The sequence below is a fragment of the Nitrobacter sp. MLSD-S21 genome (assembly GCF_058809865.1).
Window position 1 is genome coordinate 27,267 of sequence record NZ_JBXASZ010000005.1, and the last position, 24,100, is coordinate 51,366.

The following is a 24,100-nucleotide window of genomic DNA, read 5'->3' on the forward strand; positions in this document are numbered from 1 at the left end:
GCCGTTTTAGTTAATGCGCCGCTGGGTCGCGCCGCGCAGTCGTGAGAGAATTTCAACGCGGATGACGCCGAGCTCTGCGATGTAGTTTTCGCGCGGTGTCGGAAGGTCGATGCACCATTGGCCGATCACTCGCGCCGGTGTTCCGCCGAGCAGCAGGATGCGATCAGAGACCAACAGGGCCTCATCGATGTCGTGAGTGATCAGGATCGCCGCGGTTTGGAAATCGCGCATCACCTTCAGCAGCAGATGCTGCATCTCGGTACGGGTCACTTCGTCGAGTGCGCCGAAGGGCTCGTCGAGCAGCAGAATTTCCGGCTTGCGCGCCAGGCATCGCGCCAGCGCGGCGCGCTGCGCCATGCCGCCGGACAGTTGCTCGGGAAAGTAGTGCCGTGCGTGCGTCAGTCCGACTTCACGAATCGCAACATCGACGCGGACTTTGCTTTCCTCCGGCGTCAGACGCGGCTGGTGCTTGAAGTTGAGCCCGAATGCAACGTTCTTCTCCAGCGACAGCCATGGCAGCAGGCTTGCGTCCTGAAAGGCGATGGAAACGCGCGGTGACACGCCCTGCAGCGGCTTGCCATTCATCGTCACCGTGCCGTCGGTTGGCTTTTGCAGCCCGCCAAGCACGCGCAACAAGCTCGATTTGCCGACTCCGCTCGGACCGAGCACGCTGACGGTCTCGCCTGCGGCCAACTCAAAATCGAACGCCCCGACAACCGGTTGCGGTTGGTCGGGATAGCGCAGCACCACGCCGGCGGCTTCAAGAATAGCAGCCTGACGATCCGGTGCCGGGGAAGCGGTTTGTGCGGCCGTGGTCATGCTGTCGCGCCGACGGCGGCTGGCAATTCCTGAACGCGAAGCGCGAGCTTCAGTTGTACCAGGCTGGGCGTGACGACCGGAATGAAAGCGGCTTCGCGCAGCCGGCGCTGAAAGCCTGCGCCGGGCTGAGACAGATAGGCCCGGCCGCCGGAGGCCGACAGCTCGAACTGTACGGCCTGCACCGCAATCTCAGCGAGATGAATGCGTAGGCGGAACAGGCTTGCCGGGTGCTCGATGAAGCGGCCTCCACGCAGCCCTTCATGCAGCGCAGTTTCGGTGGAAGTGAGTTCGGCGGAAAGCGCAGCGACCGGTTCACTCAGGATGTCGCGGTCATTGCGAAGTCTGGCGGTCGCTTCCGCAAGTCCGCGACGTGCTAGGCCGACAGACAACGCAGATTGCATCGCCAAAAATGCGGGCCTTACCTTCGGCAGCCATTCGGTAGCATTGTGATGAATAACGCGATCCTCGCCAACACGCACACCGTCGATCTTGAGCGCCGCAGTATTTGATCCGCGCATTGCCATCAGATCGAGATCAGGCGAGCGTTCGAGACCGGACTCGTCGGAAGTCAGTGCGGCGATAAAGGCAGGAGCACCATCCGCACCCTTGACAGCCAGCGCAACATCAAAGCCTGTCGCGGGCAGGTTGGTCACCCACGGCAGATAACCGTCGAGCTGTAGCGCAGTGCCGCTACGCTGGGACTGCACCGACAGTTCCTCAATGCCTGAAAGGAATTTCATCGCGTTGGACAGGCCGGTAGCGCCGCCGCGCCGGCCGGCTAATAGATCCGGCAGTAGCGTTTCGCGCAAAGCGGCGTTGGGGCTCTGCAGCAGATATTCGATGAATGTGCGATGGCCCCAGAACACGAAGCCCGCGGTCAGCGAATGCGCCGAGACCTCGGCGATGGCGTTGACCGCGTCAGCGACATGGCCGCCGTTGCCACCCCATTGCACCGGCACGCCCAGCCCAAACAGACCAGCGTCCGCGAGCTTGGGAAGAACCGCTGCGGCTGTGTCGGCCGTGGTGTCGAGATGAAAGGCGCTGGCGTCAAGCCATGCCACAAGATCGGAGATTAAGTGTGTCATGGCGATACCTTCATCCGTCATTCGGCAGCGACGGCGGCCGAATTGTTCCATGCATAAGGCTTAAGCTGCGGATTGAGGTCTGTTTGTCCGAGGTTGTTGGCGAAGTTGCACAGCGTCGCGAGACTGACGCCGAGCACCACTTCCAGCACGTTGGCGTCGTTGAAGCCGGCGTTGCGGAACGCCTTCAATTCGGAATCCTCGACACGGCCGCGGCTGCGAATCACGGCGCGGGTGAAGTCCGCTACGGCATTGAGGCGTGCATCCGGCCCACGCGTGCCATCGCGTAGCGCGTTGACGGTAGCGTCCTTCAGGTCAGCTTTTTTATAAGCGATCGCGGTGTGACCGGCGACGCAGAAGCCGCAGCCATGGGTCGCGGCAGCGGTGATCTGCACTGCCTCTCGCTCCGCTAGCGTTAGGCCGCTGCGCGCGTTGATGCCGCTCACGGTCTGATAGGTCTCCAACGCTGTTGGCGCATTGGCCAAAAGCCCGATCAGGTTAGGTAGAAAGCCGTTCGCCGCCTCGGCATTCTGGACCCGTTCCCTGGCGGCTTCAGGGGCTGTGGTAGCGGTATGAATTGGCAAGCGTGTCATGTGCATCCTATCGGTGGCATCGACCCAAGTGGACCAGCGCGAAGAGCGGCGACCAACTCAGTCAGGTTATGAGCCCTTCGATATGATGATGGTGAAACAGGCGTCCAGCCTCGACAACCCGTTTCGAAAAATAACAAGAAACGACCTTCTTAGCCGGCGACTAAGAGCATGCTGCTATTCTGACCTGCAAACCAATAAGGAGATTATTTCAAGATCAGGCGGGGCGTCGTGTGTTTTCTAATGACGTAATGCTGCTCGCTAACGGCGTATGGCATTTTCCGTTCTTCGTTTCTCGAGCAGTTTGAATTTTGATGGACGTTGGTATCCGTCTTCTCGATCATCGGAAGGGATAGGTGAATCTATCGAGATTCTTTCACAAGGTCGTCGACCTGATGAGGGAATGTTTGGCGTTCCGATGCAGCAAATCGAAAAATAACTTTTTCGCGCATATCGCGTTCGCGATGCATGCATTGCTATTTTTCGGAGCCACTCGACATCGCGCCGTGTCATCGCCCATGAGTTCTGTTCAGAATTATGAAGGTCATTGAAATCAAAAATGGCAGCAACTGACTTAACTTCTGGATCCGGCGTTCCGACGGCCTACCGAATGAGTACACTGGAAGTAGACACGGTTAACGCAACCGAAAGTTTTCGCCATGCGATGCGAAGGCTTCCCAGTGGGGTAAGTGTAATCACCGTTGGACAAGGCAGTGACGTATCTGGCCTGACCGTAACGTCAGTATCGTCGCTTTCCATCGAACCCGAGACCGTGATCTTCGGCATCAATCGAAAGTCATCCGCGTGGCCGATACTGTTGCGGCATGGTGTGTTCGGCGTAAACGTGCTGAACGCTCGCCAGGCCGAAATTGCCGAAAGGTTTTCAGGGCGCGGCGGCGTGAAAGGGGCGGGCCGCTATCTCGGCGCGAAATGGATGACGAAAATAACCGGCGTGCGGCTTCTGACGGATGCGCTCGCTGCGCTGGATTGCGAGGTCGACGACATCATCGAGCGCCATTCTCACGACATTGTCATTGGCCGCGTGCGTTATGTGCATCTCTCCAGCAACCGCAGCGCGCTGGCGTACTGGCATGGGAAGTATCTGGAAGTGACTCAGAATTCCGGTACCGGCACTATTCCTGACTCAGTTTTTTCGACTACGTGATATTCGCCACAGATTGTTGGCCCGCTACCGCCGCGCTCGCAATTGCGGCATTCATTATGCCACCCTCAATTGAGGTTATCCCATTCCGCCTGCGCCCGCGCTTTTGATCATAATTTTTTAACAAGTGGGACCTTGAAAAGATCACACGAGAGGAGTTGACTGAATAGACGATGACCCGGTCCGGCGGCATGGCGTTAAATGAGGAAATCGGAAGTCGGCTTTGCCGACTGCCGTTCGTTTTGCTGCTCACCGTCGGCCTGTTGTTTTCGCTGGTTCACTGTGCCGGATGTGGTCCAACGTTTTCCAAAGCCGATTCTGCGGTCGTGATGACGAGCGCTAACCCGGACTCTTCGCCGGATACGCCAGAACAACAGTTGCCGTGCCACAGCGGGCACTGCTTCTCCCACGTTACCACCCAGCATGCGACGGTAGCGATGACCCCGGCGGATCCCGTCGTGCGCTTGGTGGCGTCCGGTCGGGAGCAGTTCCCTGCCGCGCTTGCCGGCCTTCCTCTGTTCAAACCACCCCGCGCCTAACCTCCCAGGCGGCCGTCTAGGCCCCGTTGGCACGTCCCGTTGCGCAGGCAATGCGACGGCTTGCGTGCGTTCAGGGAAAGGTTTGGCGAAATCACGAGCGATCGAGGCTCGTTCACGGGATATTGGTAATGGTCCGGATTTGGTTGCTCGCGGCTGTGCTTGTGCTCGGCGCGGCATTTCCCCTCGCGGCGCACGGCGAAAAGCCGGGCGGGGAAAAACACGATGAACTCGTGGTTACGGTCAGCGAGAAGCAGGTGGATGCCGGCAAGTTCGCCGTCAGCGAAGTGCAAGGCGGCATGCTGGGCAAACGCATCGCAGTGCCTGGCTCCATCGTGCCCAGCGGCGACCACATCGCGCGGGTCGCGGTTCGGCTGCTCGGCACAGTGGCGGAGCTGCGCAAGCGGCTGGGTGATACCGTGCGGGCGGGCGAAGTTGTCGCCGTGATCGAGAGCCGCGAGGTGGCCGACGCCAAGAGCGAATACCTGGCCGCGCGGTTGGTGTTCGATCTGCAGCAAACCTTGTTCAATCGTTCGACCAGGTTGTTTGAAGGCAAGATTCTCAGCGAAAACGATTTCCTGCGGGCTCGTACCACGTTTGAAGATGCTCGCGTTAAAATCGAGATCGCCCGCCAAAAGCTCTTCGCGCTCAGCTTGACTGCTGAACAAATTGAAGCCCTGCCTCAACAGCCCGTCGAGACGCTGCGACTACAGGAGCTGAGGGCGCCGATTGCCGGACGTATTGCGGAACGCCGTGTCGAGCTTGGGTCGCTGGTCGGCCGCGAAGGCCAGGAGAGCGAGCTGTACGTCATCGTCAATCTGGACGTCGTTTGGGCCGAGCTTGCGGTACCGTCTTCTGACTTGGCGAGCGTCCACGAAGGCCAGAAAATCAACATCGCGGCCGGTATCGGAGGTGAGCCATCCCCGGCGACCATCATGTTCGTCAGCCCGCTACTCGATAAGGACACGCGCGCCGCCCGCGTGGTCGCCTCGGTCGATAACACTGCACTTAAATGGCGGCCGGGCTCTTTCATCACCGCCGAGATTCCGATGGATGTAACATCAGCAGCTGTAACGGTGCCGAAAACAGCTCTGCAATCCTTCAAAGGCGACACTGTCGTGTTCGTCCGCACGGCTAAAGGTTTTGAGGCGCGCAAGGTGTCCATTGGCCGGCAGGACGGGCGCCTGGCCGAGGTAACTGCCGGCCTGTCGGCCGGGGAGTGCATCGCCGTCGCCAACACCTTCACCCTCAGGGCTGACCTCGGCAAGGCCGAGGCCGAGCATGAAGACTAGGGGGTGACCATGATCAGCCGCATTCTCGCGCTATCGATTCAGTACCGGTGGGTTGTGGTGTTCCTCAGCGTGGGTGCCGTGGCGTTGGGCCTGTGGTCGTTAATCCGACTTCCCATCGATGCCGTCCCCGACATCACCAACAAGCAGGTTCAGGTCAACACCACGGCGTTCGCGTTGTCGCCGGTCGAAATCGAAAAACAGGTGACGTTTCGCATCGAGACCGCGCTTGCCGGCATACCCGGCCTGGAAAGCACCCGTTCAATTTCGCGCAATGGCTTCTCCCAAGTAACAGCCGTTTTCACGGAAAAAACGGACATCTATTTCGCGCGCCAGCAAGTCGGCGAACGTTTGCTGGAATTGCGTCCGAACCTGCCGCCCGGTGTCGATCCGAAGATGGGGCCTATCTCTACCGGCCTGGGTGAAATCTACATGTGGTCGATCGGCTTTGCTCCCACATCGCCCGATGCCGGTGCTTACGTCACGCCAGAAGGCGAGCGACTCAACACGGACGTGGAGCGCGCCGCTTATTTGCGTACCGTGCAGGATTGGATGGTTCGGCCGCAGATCAAGAGCGTGGTGGGCGTAGCCGGCGTCGATTCCATCGGCGGCTATGTGAAGCAATACCACGTCCGACCTGATCCCTTGAAGTTGACCTCGCTGGGCCTGTCCTTCGGTGACGTCGCTCGCGCCATTGAAGCCAATAACGTCAGCCGCGGCGCCAGCGTCATCGAGCGCAACGGCGAAGGGATCGCCGTGCGTACCGGTGGAAGACTCGAAAATCTCAGGGACATTGGCGATGTTGTTATCAGCACGCGAGGTTCGGTACCGGTACGTGTCCGCGACGTTGCTCAAGTGGCAATTGGCGGTGAAATCCGCACTGGCAGCGCCAGCGAGAACGGCCACGAGGTCGTTGTCGGCACGGCGCTCCTGCTGATTGGCAGCAATAGCCGCACCGTGGCGGCAGCTGTCGACGCCAAGATCGACCAGGTACGCCGCACCCTGCCGGCCGGCATTGAACTCAAAACAGCGCTCGACCGTACTCAGCTTGTGGACGCCACGGTGAGGACCGTCGCCACCAATCTCGTTGAAGGCGCTCTTCTGGTGATCCTCGTGCTGTTCGTGCTGCTCGGGAACTTCCGCGCGGCGCTCATCACCGCCCTTGTCATCCCCGTCGCCATGTTAATGACGGCAGCCGGCATGTTGCAGGGGGGCATCAGCGCTAACCTGATGAGTCTCGGCGCACTGGATTTCGGTCTGATTGTCGATGGCGCGGTCATCATCGTCGAAAACACACTGCGGCACCTCGCCGAACGCCAGGCCACCTCAGACCGCGCGCTCTCTCTTTCGGAGCGTCTGGACACCGTGCGTGGCGCCGCAGAGGAAATGATCGGCCCTACTGTGTACGGCCAAGCAATCATCATCCTGGTCTATGTACCGTTGCTGACCTTCAGCGGGATCGAGGGTAAAATGTTTGAGCCGATGGCGCTGACTGTCATCCTCGCTTTGGCCGCAGCGTTCGTCCTGTCGCTGACGTTCGTGCCGGCGCTGATTGCCATATTCATTACGGGTCGTGTCGCCGAAGGCGACAATGGCATCGTTCGGCGGTTGAAAAAATCCTACGCACCTTTGCTGATGCGCACGATCAAACATCCGCTGCCGGTGATGGTAGGTGCGGCCCTCATGTTCGCCGCCACGGTGCTGGTGTTCGTCCACCTGGGCCAGGTGTTCATCCCGACGCTGGACGAAAAAAACATCGCCATGCACGCGCTGCGTATTCCAAGCACCAGCCTGGCGCAATCGCAGGCTATGCAAATCGAGATTGAAAAGACGGTTAGCGCATTGCCGGAGGTCGCCTTTGTTTTTTCGAAGACCGGCACGGCCGAAATTGCAACGGACCCGATGCCACCGAATGCCGCCGATACCTTCATTATCTTCAGGCCAGAGGAGCAATGGCCTAATCCAAATCTCTCCAAGGAGGCCTTGATCCAACAAATCGAGTCGGCAGTGCGTGAGCTGCCTGGTAACAATTATGAGTTCACCCAACCCATCCAGATGCGTTTCAATGAACTGCTGGCAGGAGTGCGTGGCGATGTCGCGGTCAAGATCTTTGGCGATGATTTTAAGCCCTTGCTGCGCGCCGCCGACCAGGTCGCGAGCGTCCTAAGGGCCACCAAGGGCGCCAAGGATATCAAAGTCGAGCAAGCCAGCGGCCTGTCGGTTCTGGACATCGCGGTGGACAAGGCTGAGATCGCCCGGCGAGGCCTCAGCCTGGCGGCGGTGCAGGAGGTTATCGGCGCGGCAATCGGCGGGCGGGATGCTGGCGTCGTGTTTGAAGGTGACCGGCATTTTGAGATTGTCGTGCGGTTGCCCGAAACAATCCGCCACGATCTCGATGCCTTGAAAAGTTTGCCCGTATCCCTTCCCGCGATGGGCGCGGTTCCCCTAACCATTCCATTGGACCAAGTGGCGACTTTTACATTTGGCGAAGGCCCCAACCAGGTCAGCCGCGAGAATGGCAAGCGCCGCGTCGTGGTGACCGCCAACGTGCGCGATCGCGATATCGCTTCCGTGGTGAACGATGCGCGCGCGCAAATCGATGCGCAGGTGAAGCTGCCTGCCGGCTACTGGATGACATGGGGCGGGCAGTTCGAGAATCTGGAGGCGGCCCGTTGGCGTTTGTCGATCGTGGTTCCCGCGTGCTTCCTGATGATCTTCTTGCTGTTGATGAGCGCTCTCGGCTCGGCTCGCGATGCCTTGCTGGTATTTAGCGCCGTGCCTCTTGCCCTGACCGGAGGCGTACTGGCTCTCTGGCTGCGCGGCTTGCCGTTCTCCGTCTCGGCGGCGGTAGGATTCATCGCCCTGTCCGGGATCGCGGTCCTCAACGGTTTGGTGATGCTCACATTCATCAAGCAGCTCATGGCGCAAGGCCTGGCAAAATTGGATGCGATTTATGAAGGGGCACTGACCCGACTGAGGCCGGTCGCAATGACGGCTCTGGTGGCTTCACTTGGCTTCGTCCCGATGGCGTTGGCCACTGGCACGGGCGCGGAGGTTCAAAAGCCAATCGCCACCGTGGTGATAGGCGGGCTGATCAGCGCGACACTGCTGACGTTGTTCGTGCTGCCCGCGCTTTATGTCTTATTTGGACGCAAGCATCCGGAGCAAGTGGTCAACTTCGAACTCACACGGAGGGCCGCAGAATGATCACGCACACCGTCAACTAGCCCTGGCGGCACCAATGCCCCAAAAACGCACAACGCCGGACAGCGGAGTATGTTCGCTGCCGGCGTTGGCTAATACGCACTGGGCCCTGAAATCCCCAGCAATGATTAGGCGCTCGAACTCGATAAAAGGTTCAAGCAAACTTTCGTCTATCGCTCATTGCTAGAAGCTCATACCGAGCTGGGCAGCCTCTGGTTCGCGCAAGGCCCGGCGGTTCGCGCAAGGCCCGGCGGCTTTCGCCGTGTGCGGCTCAAGCTTATTTGTGCAGCTGAAAGTGAACAGCGGCATGCTGCTCGTGCCCGTGAGGCGTCACATGGCCGCTGCGCCCGTTCGTGAAATACACAAGGCTGGCCATCAGCACCACGACCGCGCCTGCCATAGCCCAGCCGGCCCGGTTGTTATCCGGTGTCTTCGTAAAATTCGTGGGGTTCCAGACTAGCATGTGCACACCCTATCTGCCCTTCTTTTTTAGCAGCGAGAAACCTTAACTATCTGTTACCGGTCCAAAGACGGTCGAACACAGGCGCGTGATAGTCATCAGGAAGAGCCGGAAGTTTTGGCGCCCCCTCCGCGAAAGCAGGGCAACGGTTAACAGGACTTTGACTTCCCGTGCAGTGCGAAATCAGCATACCTGCGATACGATTGCAGCATAGTGGCTCTGAAATCGTGACATTTGCGAGGAGATGAAACGGCATCGCGGGCCAATGATGTCGCGTGCCTACCGCTGGCGCGTTCGTTGCGGACACGACGTGATACTCCTCGTGCTGACCGCCTTTCCTCTCGTGTCCTTAGGTTGCCGTAACGGTCGCTGCGCGCGCACGAGCACCGAGGCACCTTGTTCTTGATCAAGGGAGCGCGAGGAATTTTGCCGGTTGGGTGCGGCAGGCGTTCCGGTCGACGACATGAACACCAGCAGGCCTTCATAGAAGGACTGCTGGTGTCAGTGTCATCTGTTGTCCATCCTTCAGCTGCATCATGACGGAGTCATCCAGCACGCAGCCAGATCCGGAAACTACTGGAGCGCAGTATGACTTCTGACGCGCTATGGCGGAGAGAGTGTCCAAATCAGCATAGATTGCCGTCTTTCGCACACGTTCGCCGATGTTCAACATAGTCCTCTGCCATAACAGCAAGCTGGTCGTTTTAGTCGCGTCAGTTCACTATTCGTCGCGCCAATCGCGTCGCAATGTATGGGCTGGAGTAGGGGTGCAAGAGGTCGGCGGAGGCGTGGATTGCAAATGCTATGTGCCCCAGCCGATCCCTTCCGCGCTTCTGTAAGCATCAGTCAACGTTAGGTGGTGTTATCGCTCGGATTCACGGCTCCGAGTGTGAAAATGGCCCCAACGCGCGGGAGGCGTTCAGCAGCAAGCGACAAAAAATCAGGACCGCCCTTTCAGGGGCAGCGCAATAATGATATAAACCGTCCGGTCGGTCAACGAATTAGAGGGTCTGGGTGCTGGAGGCATTGATCTGCAATGCGCTCAGAACGCCCATCGGGAGGTATGGCGGTGCTTTGAGTTCGGTTCGGGCCGACGATCTGGCGGCCGTACCGCTAAGGGGTTTGATGGCTCGCAATCCCAACGTTGGTTGGTCGGCGGTAGATGACCTCATATGTATCGGCGTAGGACAGGGCATCGCCATCATCGTCGAACGTGTCTGAGGAGAACCGAGCCATGTATGCGCAGCTCGTGAAATCGGAAGGCAGGTTGAAAGACGAAATGACGCCGGAAGAGATCGCATTTCAGACGCGCATCGACCGCGGCGAAAAGATCGAGCCTAAAGAGTGGATGCCGGAAGGTTACCGCAAAATGCTGGTCCGCCAGATCGGCCAGCATGCGCATTCCGAGATCGTCGGGCAATTGCCGGAAGGCAACTGGATCACCCGCGCGCCGACGCTGGAACGCAAGGCGATCCTGCTGGCCAAAGTTCAGGATGAGGCCGGCCATGGCCTTTACCTCTACTGCGCCGTCGAGACGCTCGGTATTTCGCGCGACGAACTGATGGAGCGCCTGCATTCGGGCGACATGAAGTACTCTTCGATTTTCAACTATCCAACGCTGACTTGGGCGGATATGGGCGCCGTCGGTTGGCTGGTGGACGGCGCCGCGATCATCAACCAGGTGCCGCTACAGCGCACCTCCTTCGGCCCCTACGGCCGCGCCATGATCCGTATCTGCAAAGAGGAGAGCTTTCACCAGCGGCAGGGCTACGCGATCATGATGAAGATGGCCGCCGGCACGCCTGAGCAGAAGCGCATGGCGCAGGATGCGTTGAACCGTCTCTGGTACCCGACGCTGATGATGTTCGGCCCGTCGGACAAGGATTCGGTCCATTCCGCCCAGTCCATGGCCTGGAAAATCAAGATGAACACCAATGACGAACTGCGCCAGAAGTTCGTCGACCAAACAGTGCCGCAGGCCGAGCTCATCGGCCTGACAGTTCCCGACCCGAACCTGAAGTGGAACGAGGAAAAGGGCGGCTACGACTTCTCTGAGCCGGACTGGAACGAGTTCTACGATGTGCTCGCCGGCAATGGGCCCTGCAACAAGGACCGCCTCGGCGCGCGGGTGAAGGCGTGGGAGGACGGCGCGTGGTTCCGCGAGGCGCTGGTGGCGCATGCCGACAAGAAGGCCGCGCGCCCATACGCCGTCGCCCGCGAGTAGCAATCGGGTCAAGCCGCCGTTCGGCGGCTCCGACCCAGTCACGGGAGAGAAAGCATGTCCAGGGAATGGCCGCTCTGGGAAGTGTTCATCCGGGGCCAGCATGGTCTGAGCCACCGTCATGTAGGCAGCCTGCACGCCGCCGACGCCGAAATGGCGGTCCTGCACGCCCGCGACGTCTATACTCGCCGCAACGAAGGCGTTTCGATCTGGGTGGTGCGTTCGTCCGACATCGCCGCATCGAGCCCCTCCAACAAGGGGCCCTTGTTCGATCCCGCGAACACGAAGATCTACCGCCATCCGACCTTTTACGAGATACCTGAAGAAGTGGGGCATATGTGATGCCATCGCTTCCCGATGTCGCCCAGGCCGACACAGCAGACCTCGCCCGCGAGGCCGCCGCGCATGGTCAGGGGCTGCATGCCCTTTCGCCCGGTGCCAACCAGGCCGCCTTTTTCGAAGTCCTGCTACAAATCGGAGACACGACCCTGATCCTGGGGCATCGGGACTCGGAATGGTGCGGACATTCGCCCACGCTGGAGGAGGATATCGCGCTGGCCAACATGGCGCTGGACCTGATCGGCCAGACCCAGCTCTGGCTCGGCCTCGCCGCCGAGGTGGAGGGCAAGGGCCGGACAGCGGACGATCTCGCTTATCTGCGGGACGCCTGGGACTTCCGCAACCTGCTGCTCGTCGAACGGCCCAACGGTGATTTCGGTCATACGCTGATGCGGCATTTCCTGTTCGACATCTATCACCTTGCCCTGCTTCAGGCGCTGGCGACGTCGTCCGACCGGCGGGTCGCCGAGATCGCCGCCAAGGCCTGCAAGGAAGTGGCCTATCATGTCGAGCGAACGTCGAATCTGATCGTGCGTCTCGGAGATGGAAACGACGAGAGCCATCGCCGCATGCAGGCCGCGCTCGATGCGCTGTGGCCCTATGTCGGCGAAATGTTCATGGCCGACGAGAAGGACGAGGCGGTCGCCGCTGCGGGTATCGCGCCGAACCCCGCAAGCCTGCGCGCGGCATGGGAGACGACGGTGCGCAACGTGCTTGCTGCGGCGACGTTGACGATTCCGGAGAGCAAGTTCGCCCATAAGGGCGGCAAACGCGGCATCCACACCGAGCATCTCGGCTACATCCTCGCCGATATGCAGTTCCTGCAGCGCGCCTATCCTGGTGCAAGCTGGTGAGGTCCGGCCATGCAGACGAGCACGCTGCCCCGCACCGATCAGGTATGGGACTGGCTCGGCCAGATTCCCGACCCTGAGATCCCTGTCATCTCTTTGACCGATCTCGGCATCATCCGCGATGTCGCATGGGACGATGACACTTTGGTGGTGACGGTGACCCCGACCTATACGGGATGCCCCGCCACCAGCATCATTAGCCTGGATATCGAGCGCGCGCTGCGTGACCGTGGCGTTGAGAAGATCAGACTCGAGCGCCAGCTTTCTCCGCCTTGGACGACCGACTGGATCAGCCGCGAGGGCCGAGAGAAGCTGCACGATTACGGCATTGTGCCGCCGATCGACGGAACCGCTGCGGATAGCCGCCTCACCGGTCGCGCCTTCAGACTCGCGGGACGATCGGACCTGATCATCGCATGTCCCCGCTGCGGGTCAAAGCAAACGGAAAAAGTGAGTCAGTTTGGTTCAACGCCCTGCAAGGCGAGCTACCGTTGCAAGGACTGTCTTGAGCCATTCGACTATTTCAAATGCATTTGAGAGCGGGAGCATCTCGAATGGCTCGCTTCCATCCCTTGAAAGTCACGGACGTGCGGCGCGAGACGCGCGATGCCGTCGTAGTGACGCTGATGCCGCGTGCGGAAGACAGCGCTTTGTTCGCGTTCACGCAGGGTCAGTACCTGACTTTCCGCCGTAACTTCGACGGCGATGAGCTGCGCCGCTCCTATTCGATCTGCGCCGGGTGCGACGAAGGTGTTCTCAAGGTCGGCATCAAGCGCGTCGATGGCGGCACGTTCTCGACGTGGGCGAATGAGGCCCTTGCAGCCGGCGACGAGATCGAAGCCATGCCGCCGATGGGACGTTTCTTCACGCCGATCAAACCGGATGCGCGGAGGAACTACATAGGATTCGCCAGCGGCTCGGGCATCACACCGGTGCTCTCCATCATCAAGACCGTGCTCGCCCGGGAGCCTTACGCAAGCTTCACGCTCGTCTACGCCAATCGCAAGATCAGCTCGATCATGTTCCGCGAGGAACTGGAGGATCTGAAAAACCAGCATCTCGGCAGATTCTCCGTGATCCATGTTCTCGAAGCTGAGTCGCAAGACATCGATCTCTTCACCGGCCGCGTTGACGGCGACAAGGTGAAGGCTCTGTTCAGGCACTGGATCGATGCTGGCTCTATCGACACGGCTTTCATCTGCGGCCCCCAGCCGATGATGCTGGCGATTGCCGTGGCGCTGCGCGAGCACGGGTTGAACGACACGCAGATTAAGTTCGAGCTGTTTGCTTCCGGCCAGCCGGGCCGGGCCAAGGTCAAGGCCGTGTCCAGGACGGCCGTCGTACCCGGCACTGGGGTTGAAGCGACGGTGACTTTGGATGGAGCGACCCGCAGCTTCATCATGCCGCGCGAGGGTAAGAGCGTGCTCGATGCCGCGCTCGCCGCCAATATGGATGCGCCCTACTCCTGCAAGGCAGGAGTGTGCTCGACCTGCCGCTGCAAGGTACTGGAAGGCGAAGTGGAAATGGCGGTGAACCATGCGCTGGAGGACTATGAGGTGCGCGCGGGCTATGCGCTGAGCTGCCAGGCGTTTCCACTGACTGGCCGCCTCGTCGTGACCTACGACGAATAGCGTTGAGGAGCGGAGCGCATGGCCGATACGATGAATATCGAAGACTACCTCGCCCGGGGCGGTGTGCTGACCGCGCCCGACAACGCGCCGGCGCGCTATCGCGGCGAGTTGATGCGGCTGATGTCGTCTTTCGTCGACAGCGAACTGGCGGCCTCTGCCGGTTTCGCCGGAGCGATCAACTTCGCACCTGGCATCAAGGAGCGCATCGCGGCAAGCCGTATCACGCTCGAAAAGGCGGACCATGCCGAGCGCGTTCTGAACATCATGAGCGACTTCGGCACCGATGCCGACCGCTACCAGGCGCAGCACGACTGGAGCGCGAGGGTCGAACGCAACGCGGATCTCGGCGCGGCGCGCCGGGGCGGTGACATGCGACTCGCCGTCTTTCACTATCCGATCGAGAACTGGACCGATGCGGTGGTGATGAACGTGCTGCAAGGGTTGGCGACCGGCATCCAGATGAACGAACTGACCCGCGTCTCCTATGCGCCGCTGGCGGACGTCTTCCGCGAGATCGCACTGCGCGAACGGCGTCATGCCGAACTGGGCTACGAGGGCCTGCAACGGATTGCTTCGACACCAGAGGGTAAGAAGGCCGCACGGGAAGCAATCGCCTACTGGAACCCGCGCGTTGCGACCACTTTCGGTGTCGTGGGCTCGAGCCGTTTCGATACGCTGAGAAAACTCGGTCTGCGCCATACCTCCAACGAGGAATTGCTGGCGCAGTGGGAAAACGTAAGCGGCGAAAAGCTCGGCATGCTTGGTCTCTAGTGTACCGAATCCGAAGTTGACACTCAGGATTTTGGACCCGGCACTCGCGCTTCGTCCGTTCCACCAGATCAAGGAGGTCATCATGGCAAGCGCAGCCCCCCGTCGACTGGAGAGCTATGTCTATGGGGCGTGGACCGCCGGCAAGGGTGACGGCTTACCGTTGCTCGACGCAGGCACCGGCGAGACGGTGGCTCTGATCGACTCCAAGGGCCTCGATTTCGCGGAAGTGCTGCACTACGGGCGTAGTGTCGCGGGCCCGAAGCTGCGCGCCATGTCGTTCCACGAGCGCGCGGCGATGCTGAAGGCGCTCGGTCTTGCGCTGATGGGAAAGAAGGAAGAGTTCTACGCCGAAAGCTTCCGCACCGGCGCCACCCGCGCCGACGGTTGGGTGGACATCGAGGGCGGCATCGGCACGATGCTGACCTTCGCTTCGAAGGGCCGGCGCGAACTGCCGAACACGCGTATCCTGACCGACGGCAATGTGGAGCCGCTGTCGAAGGACAACAGCTTCAGTGCGCAACACATTTACGCGCCGCTGCAGGGCGTCGCGGTCCACATCAACGCCTTCAATTTTCCGATCTGGGGCATGCTGGAGAAGATTTCGCCGACCTTGCTTGCCGGCGTGCCGGCGGTGGTGAAGCCTGCTTCGCAGACGGCCTACCTGACCGAATTGATGGTGCGGCGGATCATCGAGACCGGCCTCCTGCCGGAGGGAGCGCTGCAACTGATTTCCGGTTCGGTCGGCGACCTGCTCGACCACGTCACCGGACAGGACGTGGTGACCTTCACCGGTTCAGCCTGGACCGGCCGCAAGCTGAAAGCGCATCCGGCTGTGATCGCCAATTCGGCGCGCTTCACGATGGAGGCGGACAGCTTGAACGCCTCGATCCTCGGTCCGGATGCCACGCCTGGCACGCCGGAGTTCGACCTGTTCGTGAAGGAAGTGATGCGCGAGATGACGGTGAAGGCCGGCCAGAAATGCACCGCGATCCGCCGCGTGATCGCACCGCGCGACCATGTCGATGCGCTGGTCAAGGCACTGGGCGACATGCTGGGCAAGACCGCGCTCGGCCTGCCAGACGACGAGACGACCCGCATGGGGCCGCTTGCGTCGCTCCACCAGCGCACCGAAGTGCGCGAACGCATTCAGGATCTGCTGTCGGACGCCGAGATCGTTGCCGGCAATCCGGATAACGTACGGGTTGCGTCCGGCGATGCGGAGAGGGGAGCCTTCCTCAATCCGATCCTGCTTTATGCCGACGATCCTTTCGGCGCCTTCAAGGTCCACGATGTGGAGGCGTTCGGTCCGGTCTCGACCGTGCTGCCCTATGACTCGATCGAGGAGGCCGTCGAACTGGCCAGGCTCGGCAAGGGTTCGCTGGTTTCATCTGTCTTCACTGACGATCCGAAGGTGGCGGAAGAGGTCGTCCTCGGTGTCGCGCCGTTCCATGGCCGGGTGCTTGTCGGAAACCGCCGCTCCGCCAAGACATCGACGGGCCACGGCTCACCGCTCGCGGGGCTTGTCCATGGCGGTCCGGGCCGCGCCGGCGGCGGCGAGGAAATGGGCGGTATGCGCGGTGTGAAGCATTACATGCAGCGCACCGCCGTGCAGGGCACGCCGCGTCTGCTGTCGGCCGTCACCGGGCGCTGGATCGAAGGCGCTGACGTACAGCACGGTGAGCATCCCTTCCGCAAGTCGCTGGCGGAACTGAAGATCGGCGATCAGTTAATGACCGCGAAGCGGCAGGTCACCTTGGACGATGTCGAGCACTTCGCACATTTCACCGGCGATACTTTCTACGCCCACATGGACGAGGCGGCGGCCAAGGCCAACCCGTTCTTCGACGACCGCGTGGCCCATGGCTACCTCATCGCCTCCTTCGCCGCCGGCCTTTTCGTTGAGCCAAATCCCGGCCCGGTACTAGCCAACTACGGCGTGGACAATATGCGCTTCCTCACCCCGGTTTATTTCGGTGACACGGTGCAGGTGCGATTGACCTGCAAGGAAATCAACCCGCGCGAAAACGCCAACCATGGCGAGGTGCACTGGGATTGCCAAGTCACCAACCAGAAGGGTGAGATCGTTGCGCAATATGATGTGCTGACGATGGTGGCGAAGATCTGGCCGCCGGCACAAGCGGCGGCCGAATAACAGGTCAAACGGTTGCGTCGGAAGAAGTGGGGCCTGTTCGGTTCGACCGCTGTGGCAGCCCTCTCTCAACGCACTGCCTTAATGCCTCCGAGGATGAGCGTGGTGAGAACCTCGGCATAATCCTCGCGGCTGATGCGGCCGCCGTCCTTGAACCACATATCCATCCAGTTCATCATGCCAAAGAGCGACATGGTCACCGGCATGACCAGGGGGCGCTCGCGGTTGTCCAGGCGTGGACTGATCTGGCGCACAACGCCCGCGAACCGGCGCACGATCCGCCTTTCAACTTCGGTGATCGCCTGTTTCTGCTCGTCGGTCAGCAGGCTCATCGCGTTCAACTGGACCTTGTGCCGGTCGCCGGCTCCGCGATAGTGCTCGAGCACGACGCCGACGAGAAACTTCAGTCGCACTGAAGGCCCCATGGCCGGATCGTCGGACGCTTCCAGATCCGAGTCGAGTTCCTCCAGGTGAGTGAAGATGATCGCGAAGACGAGTGCGTCCTTGCTTGGGTAATAGTGATAGAGCAAGGCTTTCGATATCCGCGCCTGACCGGCGATCTGAGACATGGACGCCTTGTCGACTCCCAGCGTGGCCAGCACATTCGCCGCAGAGTCCAATATGGCGAGTTGTTTTTCTTCGAAATCCTGCGCTCGCGTCCGAGCCATATCAATCCAACCTTCTGATGCTCCGGGCGATCAATCCGTGACCGTCAGAAGCTGAACATGACACGTTCTATAGCGTTTTCGAGCGAAGTGGATACCGGTTCGCGTGAAGAAAACGCGTCAAAACAACAATCTAGAGCTTCGCTTCTGCTTCAATCAGAAGCGAAATGCTCTAGCAACCGGACGTGGGCGAAGAAACATCCCCGATTCTTGACCGTTATTCCTTCGGCCTGTTGTCCACCACACGCTTTGGCCTTGCCCTCCGAGCGAGCCACCGAGTTCGGATCGCGCACCTCGATTTTCGTCGAGACACCGACAACGCTCTTGATGTGGTGCGCGAGCTTCCTGGCGGATTCGGCACGGGCATCGACGTCAGTCATGTCCTCGGTGCATTCGACATGCACGACCATGTTGTCCATACGGCCCGCGCGCGTCAGTTCGATGTAGAAGTGGGGTGCGAGGCCCTTGCATTTCAGGATCTGCTCCTCAATTTGCGTCGGGAAAACATTGACGCCGCGCAGAATCATCATGTCGTCTGAACGGCCAGTGATCTTCTCGATACGGCGCATCGAGCGCGCCGTTCCCGGCAGCAGGCGCGTCAGGTCGCGTGTGCGATAGCGGACCATCGGCAGCGCTTCCTTGGTGAGCGTCGTGAAAACAAGCTCGCCCATTTTGCCATCTGGCAGGACCTCGCCGGTGACCGGATCGATGATTTCCGGATAGAAATGATCTTCCCAGACGTGCAGGCCATCTTTGGTCTCGACGCACTCCTGCGCGACACCCGGCCCCATGATCTCCGACAGGCCATAGATATCGACCGCGTGCATGTCGAAGGCCTCCTCGATTTCGAGGCGCATGGCGTTGGTCCATGGCTCGGCCCCGAGGATGCCGACTTTGAGCGAACTCTTGCGCGAGTCGAGGCCTTGCCGCCTGAATTCGTCCAGGATGGACAGCATGTAGGACGGCGTCACCATGATGATCGACGGCTTGAAATCGTTGATGAGGGTGACCTGGCGTTCGATCATGCCGCTGGAGATCGGAACGACGGTGCAGCCGAAGCGCTCCGCGCCGTAGTGCGCGCCCAAGCCGCCGGTGAACAGGCCATAGCCATAGGCATTGTGCAGGATATCGCCGGGACGGCCGCCGGCCGCACGTATCGAACGGGCCATCAGGTCCGCCCAGATGTCGATATCGCCTTTGGTGTAGCCGACGACGGTCGGCTTGCCGGTCGTTCCCGAGGAGCCGTGGATGCGCGCGAGCTTGTTCTGCGGGACGGCGAACATGCCGAACGGATAGGTGTCGCGCAGGTCCTGCTTGTAGGTGAATGGAAATTTTGACAGGTCGGAAAGCGAGTTCAGGTCGTCTGGATGGACACCCTTTTCGTCGAAGCGCTTGCGGAAGAATAGCACGTTTTCGCAGGCGTGCCTGATCGACTGCTTTATGCGCTTGAGTTGCAGCGCCGAGATTTCGTCGCGCGAGGCATACTCGATCGGCTCAAGGTCTTCTCTGCGGGGCGTCAGATTCTCCACGGTGTTCTCTCTGCGGAAATCCGTCGGTCTATTCCTCGACTGGCAGATGCGTGCCTTTCACTAGGCGCGAATGGCCGCGGAATTCGGCCACATGCTCGCCCGACTGATTGGTGACGCGGATGTCGTAGATGCCAGACCTGCCGTGCCGCGAAATCTCTTTGGCGGTAGCTGTCAGACGATCGCCGATGCGGCCGGGGATCAGGTATGTGATCGAGCAATGTTGCGCGACGGCCAACTGGTTGTAGCTATTGCATGCGAAGGCAAAGGCGGAGTCAGCCAGGGTGAATATGTAGCCGCCGTGGCAATTGCCATGTCCGTTCGACATGGCCTCGAGGATCGTCATCGAAAGTGTGGCTTCACCGGGCGCGATGTTGTCGAGCGTCATGCCGAGCCGCTGGCTTGCGGAATCGTCGTTCCACATCGCTCTGGCGGATGCCTCCGCCAGTTCCTGAGGTGTCATCTGGGAAGCGGGTTTCATTCGCCCTTGAACTCCGCCTTGCGCTTTTCCAGGAAGGCGATGACGCCCTCGGCATAATCGGCACTGCGGCCGGCGGTTCGCTGGCAATCGCGCTCCATGTCGAGTTGTTCGTCGAGACTGTTGGTCGCAGCCGCCTGAATAAGGCGCTTTGTGAGGCCAAGACCAAGTGTGGGGCCCGCAGCCAGCGATACGGCGAGCGACCGTGCCTCATTCATGAGATCCGCGTCCTCGACCGCCTTCCAGATCAGCCCCCATTCGGCGGCCCTCTCGGCCGGCAAGGGCTCGGCGGTCATGGTCAGCGCCTTGGCGCGGGGCTCTCCGATAATGCGGGCGAGACTCCATGTGCCGCCGGCATCGGGTATGAGGCCGATCCTGGCGAAGGCCTGGATGAATTTGGCGGATTTCGCCGCGAGCACGATGTCACAGGCAAAGGCGATGTTGGCGCCAGCACCGGCCGCCACGCCGTTGACCGCGCAAACGATCGGCTTCTCCAGCGAACGCATCAGACGCAGCGTCGGATTGTAGTGGGTCTCGAGCGTATGGCCGAGGTCCGGCGCGGGGCCGCCCTTGCGCGGATCCCGATCGCCCAGATCCTGCCCCGCGCAGAACCCGCGACCTGAGCCGGTCAGCAGGACGGCGCGGACAGTCGGATCATCATGCGCTCGCTGAATGCCGGCCCGCAGCGCCAGGTGCATCTCTTCGTTAAACGAGTTCAGCTTGTCCGGGCGGTTTAATGACAGCGACAGCACGCCGTCGGACAGCGCCGAGAGCACAGTTTCGGAAGCCGGCATTTCTTCTTCCTTGCTCGACGATCGCTTTCTCCGTCCAGCATATAAAATGCATAGACCGTCCGGTCGGTCAATGATAAACGAGGGCGAGGAGTCGAAGAGAGGATTTGGATGCCGGAGCAAGGGAGTCTGATATGCCCGTCGTCTCCGTCTCCCGCGAGGGCGAGATCGCCGTCGTCACCGTCGACAACCCGCCGGTCAATGCACTCAGCCAGGCTGTTCGCCGGGCCTTGTTCGATGCGACCACCGAACTGGACGCCGACGACGGCGTGAAGGCCGTGGTGTTGGCCTGTGCCGGCCGGACCTTCAGCGCCGGTACTGACCTATCCGAATTCGGCAAGACGCCGATGGAGCCGCATCTGCCCGATCTCGTGAACCGCATCGAGGCTTCGGTAAAACCCTGGATCGCCGCGATCCATGGAACAGCGCTGGGTGGTGGCTTCGAGATCGCGCTGGGCTGTCGGTTCCGGGTTACTGTGCCAGACGCCGCGATCGGCCTGCCCGAGGTGACGCTCGGCATCGTGCCGGGCGCATCGGGAACCGTACGCACGCCGCGGCTAGTCGGTGCCGAGGCGGCGGTGGAGCTGGTGACGGGCGGCAAGCCGGTGAAGGCAGCCAAAGCACTCTCCATGGGTCTGGTCGATGCCGTCGTGCAAGGCGACCTTTTACAAAGCGTTCTTGCGTTCGCGAGCGACGCTGTGGCCCGGCCGCTGCCCGTTCCGTTGTCGCAGCGCACGGTCGCGGCACCTGCGTCCACATTTTGGGAGGACAAGAAGGGGGCGATTGCCAAACGGGCGAAGGGCGAAACCGCACCGCTCGCCGCACTGGAATGCGTGCGCATGGCGGTGGAGTTGTCATTCGATGAGGCGCTCGCCTTCGAGCGCAAGACCTTCCTGGACCTACGCGCTTCGGAACAGGCCGCTGCGCTGCGCGCGGTGTTCTTCGCAGAACGCGCGGCGCGGCGCCCGGCGGGCCTGAAGGGCGTGGAGCCCTTGCCGCTGCGTAAGGCGGGTGTCGTGGGCGGCGGCACGATGGGCGCCGGCATCACGGTGGCGTTGCGGGACGCCGGCATTCCCGTCGTGCTGATCGAACGCGACGCGGAAGCCGTGGCGCGCGGCCTCGCCAACGTCCGTACCATCTTCGAGGGCGGCGTGAAGCGCGCCAAGCTGACCAAGTCACAGGCCGAAGCGAAGCTGGCCGGCGTGACGGCTTCCACGGACTGCGGTCTTCTCGCCGACGCCGATATGGTGATTGAGGCCGTGTTCGAGGAACTCGGCGTTAAGCGTACCGTATTCAATCAGCTTGGCAGGCTCTGTCGGCCCGACTCCATCATTGCCACCAACACGTCCTATCTCGATCTGCGTCTCATTGCGGAAGGTGTTCCCGATCCGTCGCGCTTCATCGGCCTGCATTTCTTTAGTCCGGCAAACATCATGAGGCTGCTGGAGATCGTGCCGATCCCGGAAACCGCGCCGCGGACACTGGCAACCGGCTTTGCGCTGGCGCGGGCGCTGGACAAGATCCCGGTGCAGGCAGGCATCTGCGAAGGTTTTATCGGCAACCGTATCCTCAAGCGCTACCGTGCTGCAGCCGAGGCGCTGGTGTACGACGGCGTGCCCATCGCCGAGATCGATGCGGCCATGCGCGATTACGGCTTCGCCATGGGACCCTTCGAGGCACAGGATCTCGGTGGCCTCGATATCGCCTACCTGCAGCGTGAAGGCGCTCGCGCCAACGGACGGGATGTGCCCGAGACGCTTGGCGACATTCTCGTGCGCGCCGGTCGCAAGGGCCAGAAGACAGGCGGCGGCTGGTACGACTATGCCGGGGACCGCAAGCCGCAGCCGTCTGCGGTGGTAGCCGAGCTGTTGGCCGGGAAGATCGCCCGCATGACGGCGCATTCCGCCATAGCTGGCCATCTGGTTGGCGAAATGGCCGCGGAGGGCGACGCGATTCTAGCCGAGGGCGTTGCCGGGCAACCGTCCGACATCGATCTCGTGGAGATCCACGGTTACGGCTTTCCGCGCTGGAGGGGCGGACCGATGTTTGCGCGTGCTCACAGCCATAGGCAGCAGGACGTTTGAACTGGGCAGGACGGCACAGGAAACGTGCGGGGTTTCAGAAGACGATGATGTTGACCTGACCTGTTGTCGAGCCTGACGTCGATTAAGGGTTTGCTGTCGCCGTTGAGGCAGTGGACCGAGCAGCAGCTGCGCGCATGATATCGGCCAGTAGGGCATAAGCGCTAGACCAGGCACCTTTCACCTCCGGCGTCCACCCCGATCCGAGCCCTTGCTCCAGCGTCCACAACAGAGCCGCACCGACCGTTTCGTAATGAGCGTCGGTGACTCCGAATTGGGCATGGCGGCGGCCCAGATCTTCAATGGTCGGAACAAGCGTCTCGAGATGATCGAGCCCCCCTACGATCATCGTGAGGGTTTGAAAGAGCTTCCGGCGCTGCTCCGTTAGGTCGGTTGTCTTGAAGAGCTGCCGCGTTGTTGCGTCGATCTCAAAAAGCCGATCGTAGAACAGGCGCGTCGCCGCGTCTGCCATTGGCTCAAGCTTCTGCCACGTTTCTTTCACGAGTGCCTTCTGTTCAGGGGACATTGTATGCTCCAAGACAGTTCAGGATTTTGGCTTGGCAGCCAGTCCCCCCTTACCCACCGGCCCGCAGCCGTCAGAGGCCGCGACGGCCCATCGCTGGGCCTCGACCTTCGCTCCGCCCGCGAATCGTCTGCCCGCTCCGGACCGCGCGCTAGGCCATCACGTTGTGCCGTTCGTCGCGAAGTCCGGGTCGACGGTGCAAATCTCCTTGGCGGCCAACTGGAGGTCGAACTTGCTGCCGCTACCCTTGGGGAGGAAGCCCATAGCGAACTCAAGCTTATAAGACTCGGTATTGCCGGCTTGATCTTGGCGAAGGCCTCATGCGGGCTTCGCGTTGCGTCTGCATCGGGAACTAGCGGTGCAAACAAGCTCTGCGCGAAGTCACGCGCGGTCTCCCGCAGATTCTGCTGTTCTGTCGTCAGCCTGAAATCGATGGCCATTGCGCGGCGCCTCCCTCAATGAAGGCCCGAGGGTAGCGCGGAGGTTCGACGAGTGACGGTGCGCGCACTTGCCGATGGCTCTCGCGCTCTCCTTATCAAATTTACCACGAACCGTGACGGTCGCGCTAGATGCAGATGCCATCAAGCGCGCCAGCTAGCCGCGGGTTTTTAGGATTCTCAGCGGGAGCAGTAAAAGTGGCCCATGGACGGTGTAGGTAAAGGCACCGGAGGCATTGAGCACGAGGCTGCCATGCGCACCATTGAGGGCCGTGCCAAGCGTAGGGCGGATGATTAAGGATAGACGGGAACCAGCGATAAAGCCGGACCAAGTCGCACGGCAAAGCGGAGAAGTTGGATATCCATCCGCCATTCGTCCTTTGCACCTGGAGAGGCAAGGAGGGCGACAACACGCCAGTCATACTAGACATTAAAATCCCGGAAGATTTTGTACCCGAAGCGGTGTTGCAATGCCAGACAGCCCAAATATGATGC

The 24,100-nt window shown here is 61.0% G+C and carries 21 protein-coding genes and 1 pseudogene; 13 read left to right on the plus strand and 9 right to left on the minus strand.

Translation table 11 applies throughout. The features are described from left to right. Nucleotides 1–6: 6 nt before the first annotated feature. From AC1RT6_RS14730 to AC1RT6_RS14740, 3 genes are read right to left on the minus strand one after another with little or no spacing between them, the layout of a single operon-like run. On the minus strand, nucleotides 7–819 hold the full coding sequence (locus tag AC1RT6_RS14730) for an ABC transporter ATP-binding protein (RefSeq protein ID WP_472791022.1): 813 nt from the start codon (nucleotides 817–819) through the stop codon (nucleotides 7–9). Then, nucleotides 816–1,904, minus strand: coding sequence for an acyl-CoA dehydrogenase family protein (locus tag AC1RT6_RS14735; RefSeq protein ID WP_244553574.1), 1,089 nt, complete (start codon nucleotides 1,902–1,904; stop codon nucleotides 816–818). The genes AC1RT6_RS14730 and AC1RT6_RS14735 overlap by 4 nt, the downstream gene beginning before the upstream one ends. A gap of 17 nt (nucleotides 1,905–1,921) precedes the next feature. Then, nucleotides 1,922–2,494, minus strand: a complete 573-nt coding sequence (locus AC1RT6_RS14740) for a carboxymuconolactone decarboxylase family protein (protein ID WP_079448206.1) — start codon at nucleotides 2,492–2,494, stop codon at nucleotides 1,922–1,924. A 607-nt stretch (nucleotides 2,495–3,101) separates the two neighbouring features. Here AC1RT6_RS14740 and AC1RT6_RS14745 point away from each other — a divergent pair. The 4 genes from AC1RT6_RS14745 (at nucleotide 3,102) to AC1RT6_RS14760 (ending at nucleotide 8,685) form a co-directional block, all read left to right on the plus strand. Beyond that, nucleotides 3,102–3,656, plus strand: a complete 555-nt coding sequence (locus AC1RT6_RS14745; protein ID WP_079448205.1) for a flavin reductase family protein — start codon at nucleotides 3,102–3,104, stop codon at nucleotides 3,654–3,656. A gap of 170 nt (nucleotides 3,657–3,826) precedes the next feature. Further along, a complete protein-coding gene (locus tag AC1RT6_RS14750; RefSeq protein ID WP_079448203.1) occupies nucleotides 3,827–4,192 on the plus strand; it encodes a hypothetical protein in 366 nt (121 codons plus the stop codon). A gap of 128 nt (nucleotides 4,193–4,320) precedes the next feature. Beyond that, the gene (locus tag AC1RT6_RS14755) at nucleotides 4,321–5,481 is read left to right on the plus strand and encodes an efflux RND transporter periplasmic adaptor subunit (RefSeq protein WP_079448202.1); all 1,161 of its coding nucleotides are present in this window, start codon (nucleotides 4,321–4,323) and stop codon (nucleotides 5,479–5,481) included. A 9-nt stretch (nucleotides 5,482–5,490) separates the two neighbouring features. Further along, nucleotides 5,491–8,685: an efflux RND transporter permease subunit gene (locus tag AC1RT6_RS14760; protein WP_079448201.1), complete on the plus strand. Its 3,195-nt coding sequence runs from the start codon at nucleotides 5,491–5,493 to the stop codon at nucleotides 8,683–8,685. 274 nt (nucleotides 8,686–8,959) lie between these two features. On the opposite strand, the gene AC1RT6_RS14765 is transcribed toward AC1RT6_RS14760, so the two are convergent. Beyond that, the gene (locus AC1RT6_RS14765) at nucleotides 8,960–9,145 is read right to left on the minus strand and encodes a hypothetical protein (protein WP_139372937.1); all 186 of its coding nucleotides are present in this window, start codon (nucleotides 9,143–9,145) and stop codon (nucleotides 8,960–8,962) included. A gap of 1,011 nt (nucleotides 9,146–10,156) precedes the next feature. On the opposite strand from AC1RT6_RS14765, the gene AC1RT6_RS14770 reads away from it, so the two are divergent. The 8 genes from AC1RT6_RS14770 (at nucleotide 10,157) to paaZ (ending at nucleotide 17,107) form a co-directional block, all read left to right on the plus strand. Beyond that, a complete protein-coding gene (locus tag AC1RT6_RS14770) occupies nucleotides 10,157–10,363 on the plus strand; it encodes a thiolase family protein (RefSeq protein ID WP_139372936.1) in 207 nt (68 codons plus the stop codon). A 13-nt stretch (nucleotides 10,364–10,376) separates the two neighbouring features. Beyond that, on the plus strand, nucleotides 10,377–11,366 hold the full coding sequence (paaA, locus tag AC1RT6_RS14775) for a 1,2-phenylacetyl-CoA epoxidase subunit PaaA (protein WP_079448198.1): 990 nt from the start codon (nucleotides 10,377–10,379) through the stop codon (nucleotides 11,364–11,366). A 54-nt stretch (nucleotides 11,367–11,420) separates the two neighbouring features. After that, nucleotides 11,421–11,705 (plus strand): 1,2-phenylacetyl-CoA epoxidase subunit PaaB, encoded by a 285-nt coding sequence (paaB, locus tag AC1RT6_RS14780; RefSeq protein WP_079448197.1) that lies wholly within the window; start codon nucleotides 11,421–11,423, stop codon nucleotides 11,703–11,705. Further along, on the plus strand, nucleotides 11,705–12,556 hold the full coding sequence (gene paaC / locus AC1RT6_RS14785; RefSeq protein ID WP_173816053.1) for a 1,2-phenylacetyl-CoA epoxidase subunit PaaC: 852 nt from the start codon (nucleotides 11,705–11,707) through the stop codon (nucleotides 12,554–12,556). Before paaB ends, paaC begins: the two co-directional genes overlap by 1 nt. A gap of 9 nt (nucleotides 12,557–12,565) precedes the next feature. After that, nucleotides 12,566–13,090, plus strand: coding sequence for a 1,2-phenylacetyl-CoA epoxidase subunit PaaD (paaD, locus tag AC1RT6_RS14790; protein WP_079448196.1), 525 nt, complete (start codon nucleotides 12,566–12,568; stop codon nucleotides 13,088–13,090). A 17-nt stretch (nucleotides 13,091–13,107) separates the two neighbouring features. Beyond that, nucleotides 13,108–14,184: a 2Fe-2S iron-sulfur cluster-binding protein gene (locus tag AC1RT6_RS14795; RefSeq protein ID WP_079448195.1), complete on the plus strand. Its 1,077-nt coding sequence runs from the start codon at nucleotides 13,108–13,110 to the stop codon at nucleotides 14,182–14,184. Between the two features lie 18 nt (nucleotides 14,185–14,202). After that, nucleotides 14,203–14,955 (plus strand): Phenylacetic acid catabolic protein, encoded by a 753-nt coding sequence (locus tag AC1RT6_RS14800; protein ID WP_079448194.1) that lies wholly within the window; start codon nucleotides 14,203–14,205, stop codon nucleotides 14,953–14,955. Between the two features lie 82 nt (nucleotides 14,956–15,037). Next, nucleotides 15,038–17,107, plus strand: a complete 2,070-nt coding sequence (paaZ, locus tag AC1RT6_RS14805) for a phenylacetic acid degradation bifunctional protein PaaZ (protein ID WP_472791017.1) — start codon at nucleotides 15,038–15,040, stop codon at nucleotides 17,105–17,107. 65 nt (nucleotides 17,108–17,172) lie between these two features. On the opposite strand, the gene AC1RT6_RS14810 is transcribed toward paaZ, so the two are convergent. From AC1RT6_RS14810 to paaG, 4 genes and pseudogenes are all read right to left on the minus strand, one after another. Next, nucleotides 17,173–17,772, minus strand: coding sequence for a TetR/AcrR family transcriptional regulator (locus AC1RT6_RS14810; RefSeq protein ID WP_079448193.1), 600 nt, complete (start codon nucleotides 17,770–17,772; stop codon nucleotides 17,173–17,175). Nucleotides 17,773–17,986: 214 nt separating this feature from the next. Beyond that, a pseudogene (paaK, locus tag AC1RT6_RS14815) lies at nucleotides 17,987–19,298 on the minus strand (phenylacetate--CoA ligase PaaK). Nucleotides 19,299–19,326: 28 nt separating this feature from the next. Further along, nucleotides 19,327–19,776, minus strand: coding sequence for a hydroxyphenylacetyl-CoA thioesterase PaaI (gene paaI, locus AC1RT6_RS14820; protein WP_079448191.1), 450 nt, complete (start codon nucleotides 19,774–19,776; stop codon nucleotides 19,327–19,329). Beyond that, nucleotides 19,773–20,567 carry a 2-(1,2-epoxy-1,2-dihydrophenyl)acetyl-CoA isomerase PaaG gene (paaG, locus tag AC1RT6_RS14825; RefSeq protein ID WP_079448190.1) on the minus strand — a complete coding sequence of 265 codons (795 nt, stop codon included), beginning with the start codon at nucleotides 20,565–20,567 and terminating at the stop codon, nucleotides 19,773–19,775. Before paaG ends, paaI begins: the two co-directional genes overlap by 4 nt. A gap of 131 nt (nucleotides 20,568–20,698) precedes the next feature. On the opposite strand from paaG, the gene AC1RT6_RS14830 reads away from it, so the two are divergent. Next, nucleotides 20,699–22,648, plus strand: coding sequence for a 3-hydroxyacyl-CoA dehydrogenase NAD-binding domain-containing protein (locus AC1RT6_RS14830; protein WP_079448189.1), 1,950 nt, complete (start codon nucleotides 20,699–20,701; stop codon nucleotides 22,646–22,648). Nucleotides 22,649–22,730: 82 nt separating this feature from the next. On the opposite strand, the gene AC1RT6_RS14835 is transcribed toward AC1RT6_RS14830, so the two are convergent. Continuing rightward, a complete protein-coding gene (locus tag AC1RT6_RS14835; RefSeq protein WP_079448188.1) occupies nucleotides 22,731–23,171 on the minus strand; it encodes a globin family protein in 441 nt (146 codons plus the stop codon). Nucleotides 23,172–24,100: the final 929 nt, after the last annotated feature.

What these genes read in the sequence shown, in the direction of transcription:
- AC1RT6_RS14730 (WP_472791022.1), bottom strand. Translation starts at nt 819, where the DNA reads ATGACCACGGCCGCACAAACCGCTTCCCCGGCACCGGATCGTCAGGCT.
- AC1RT6_RS14735 (WP_244553574.1), bottom strand. Translation starts at nt 1,904, where the DNA reads ATGACACACTTAATCTCCGATCTTGTGGCATGGCTTGACGCCAGCGCC.
- AC1RT6_RS14740 (WP_079448206.1), bottom strand. Translation starts at nt 2,494, where the DNA reads ATGACACGCTTGCCAATTCATACCGCTACCACAGCCCCTGAAGCCGCC.
- AC1RT6_RS14745 (WP_079448205.1), top strand. Translation starts at nt 3,102, where the DNA reads ATGAGTACACTGGAAGTAGACACGGTTAACGCAACCGAAAGTTTTCGC.
- AC1RT6_RS14750 (WP_079448203.1), top strand. Translation starts at nt 3,827, where the DNA reads ATGACCCGGTCCGGCGGCATGGCGTTAAATGAGGAAATCGGAAGTCGG.
- AC1RT6_RS14755 (WP_079448202.1), top strand. Translation starts at nt 4,321, where the DNA reads ATGGTCCGGATTTGGTTGCTCGCGGCTGTGCTTGTGCTCGGCGCGGCA.
- AC1RT6_RS14760 (WP_079448201.1), top strand. Translation starts at nt 5,491, where the DNA reads ATGATCAGCCGCATTCTCGCGCTATCGATTCAGTACCGGTGGGTTGTG.
- AC1RT6_RS14765 (WP_139372937.1), bottom strand. Translation starts at nt 9,145, where the DNA reads ATGCTAGTCTGGAACCCCACGAATTTTACGAAGACACCGGATAACAAC.
- paaA (WP_079448198.1), top strand. Translation starts at nt 10,377, where the DNA reads ATGTATGCGCAGCTCGTGAAATCGGAAGGCAGGTTGAAAGACGAAATG.
- paaB (WP_079448197.1), top strand. Translation starts at nt 11,421, where the DNA reads ATGTCCAGGGAATGGCCGCTCTGGGAAGTGTTCATCCGGGGCCAGCAT.
- paaC (WP_173816053.1), top strand. Translation starts at nt 11,705, where the DNA reads ATGCCATCGCTTCCCGATGTCGCCCAGGCCGACACAGCAGACCTCGCC.
- paaD (WP_079448196.1), top strand. Translation starts at nt 12,566, where the DNA reads ATGCAGACGAGCACGCTGCCCCGCACCGATCAGGTATGGGACTGGCTC.
- AC1RT6_RS14795 (WP_079448195.1), top strand. Translation starts at nt 13,108, where the DNA reads ATGGCTCGCTTCCATCCCTTGAAAGTCACGGACGTGCGGCGCGAGACG.
- AC1RT6_RS14800 (WP_079448194.1), top strand. Translation starts at nt 14,203, where the DNA reads ATGGCCGATACGATGAATATCGAAGACTACCTCGCCCGGGGCGGTGTG.
- paaZ (WP_472791017.1), top strand. Translation starts at nt 15,038, where the DNA reads ATGGCAAGCGCAGCCCCCCGTCGACTGGAGAGCTATGTCTATGGGGCG.
- AC1RT6_RS14810 (WP_079448193.1), bottom strand. Translation starts at nt 17,772, where the DNA reads ATGGCTCGGACGCGAGCGCAGGATTTCGAAGAAAAACAACTCGCCATA.
- paaI (WP_079448191.1), bottom strand. Translation starts at nt 19,776, where the DNA reads ATGAAACCCGCTTCCCAGATGACACCTCAGGAACTGGCGGAGGCATCC.
- paaG (WP_079448190.1), bottom strand. Translation starts at nt 20,567, where the DNA reads ATGCCGGCTTCCGAAACTGTGCTCTCGGCGCTGTCCGACGGCGTGCTG.
- AC1RT6_RS14830 (WP_079448189.1), top strand. Translation starts at nt 20,699, where the DNA reads ATGCCCGTCGTCTCCGTCTCCCGCGAGGGCGAGATCGCCGTCGTCACC.
- AC1RT6_RS14835 (WP_079448188.1), bottom strand. Translation starts at nt 23,171, where the DNA reads ATGTCCCCTGAACAGAAGGCACTCGTGAAAGAAACGTGGCAGAAGCTT.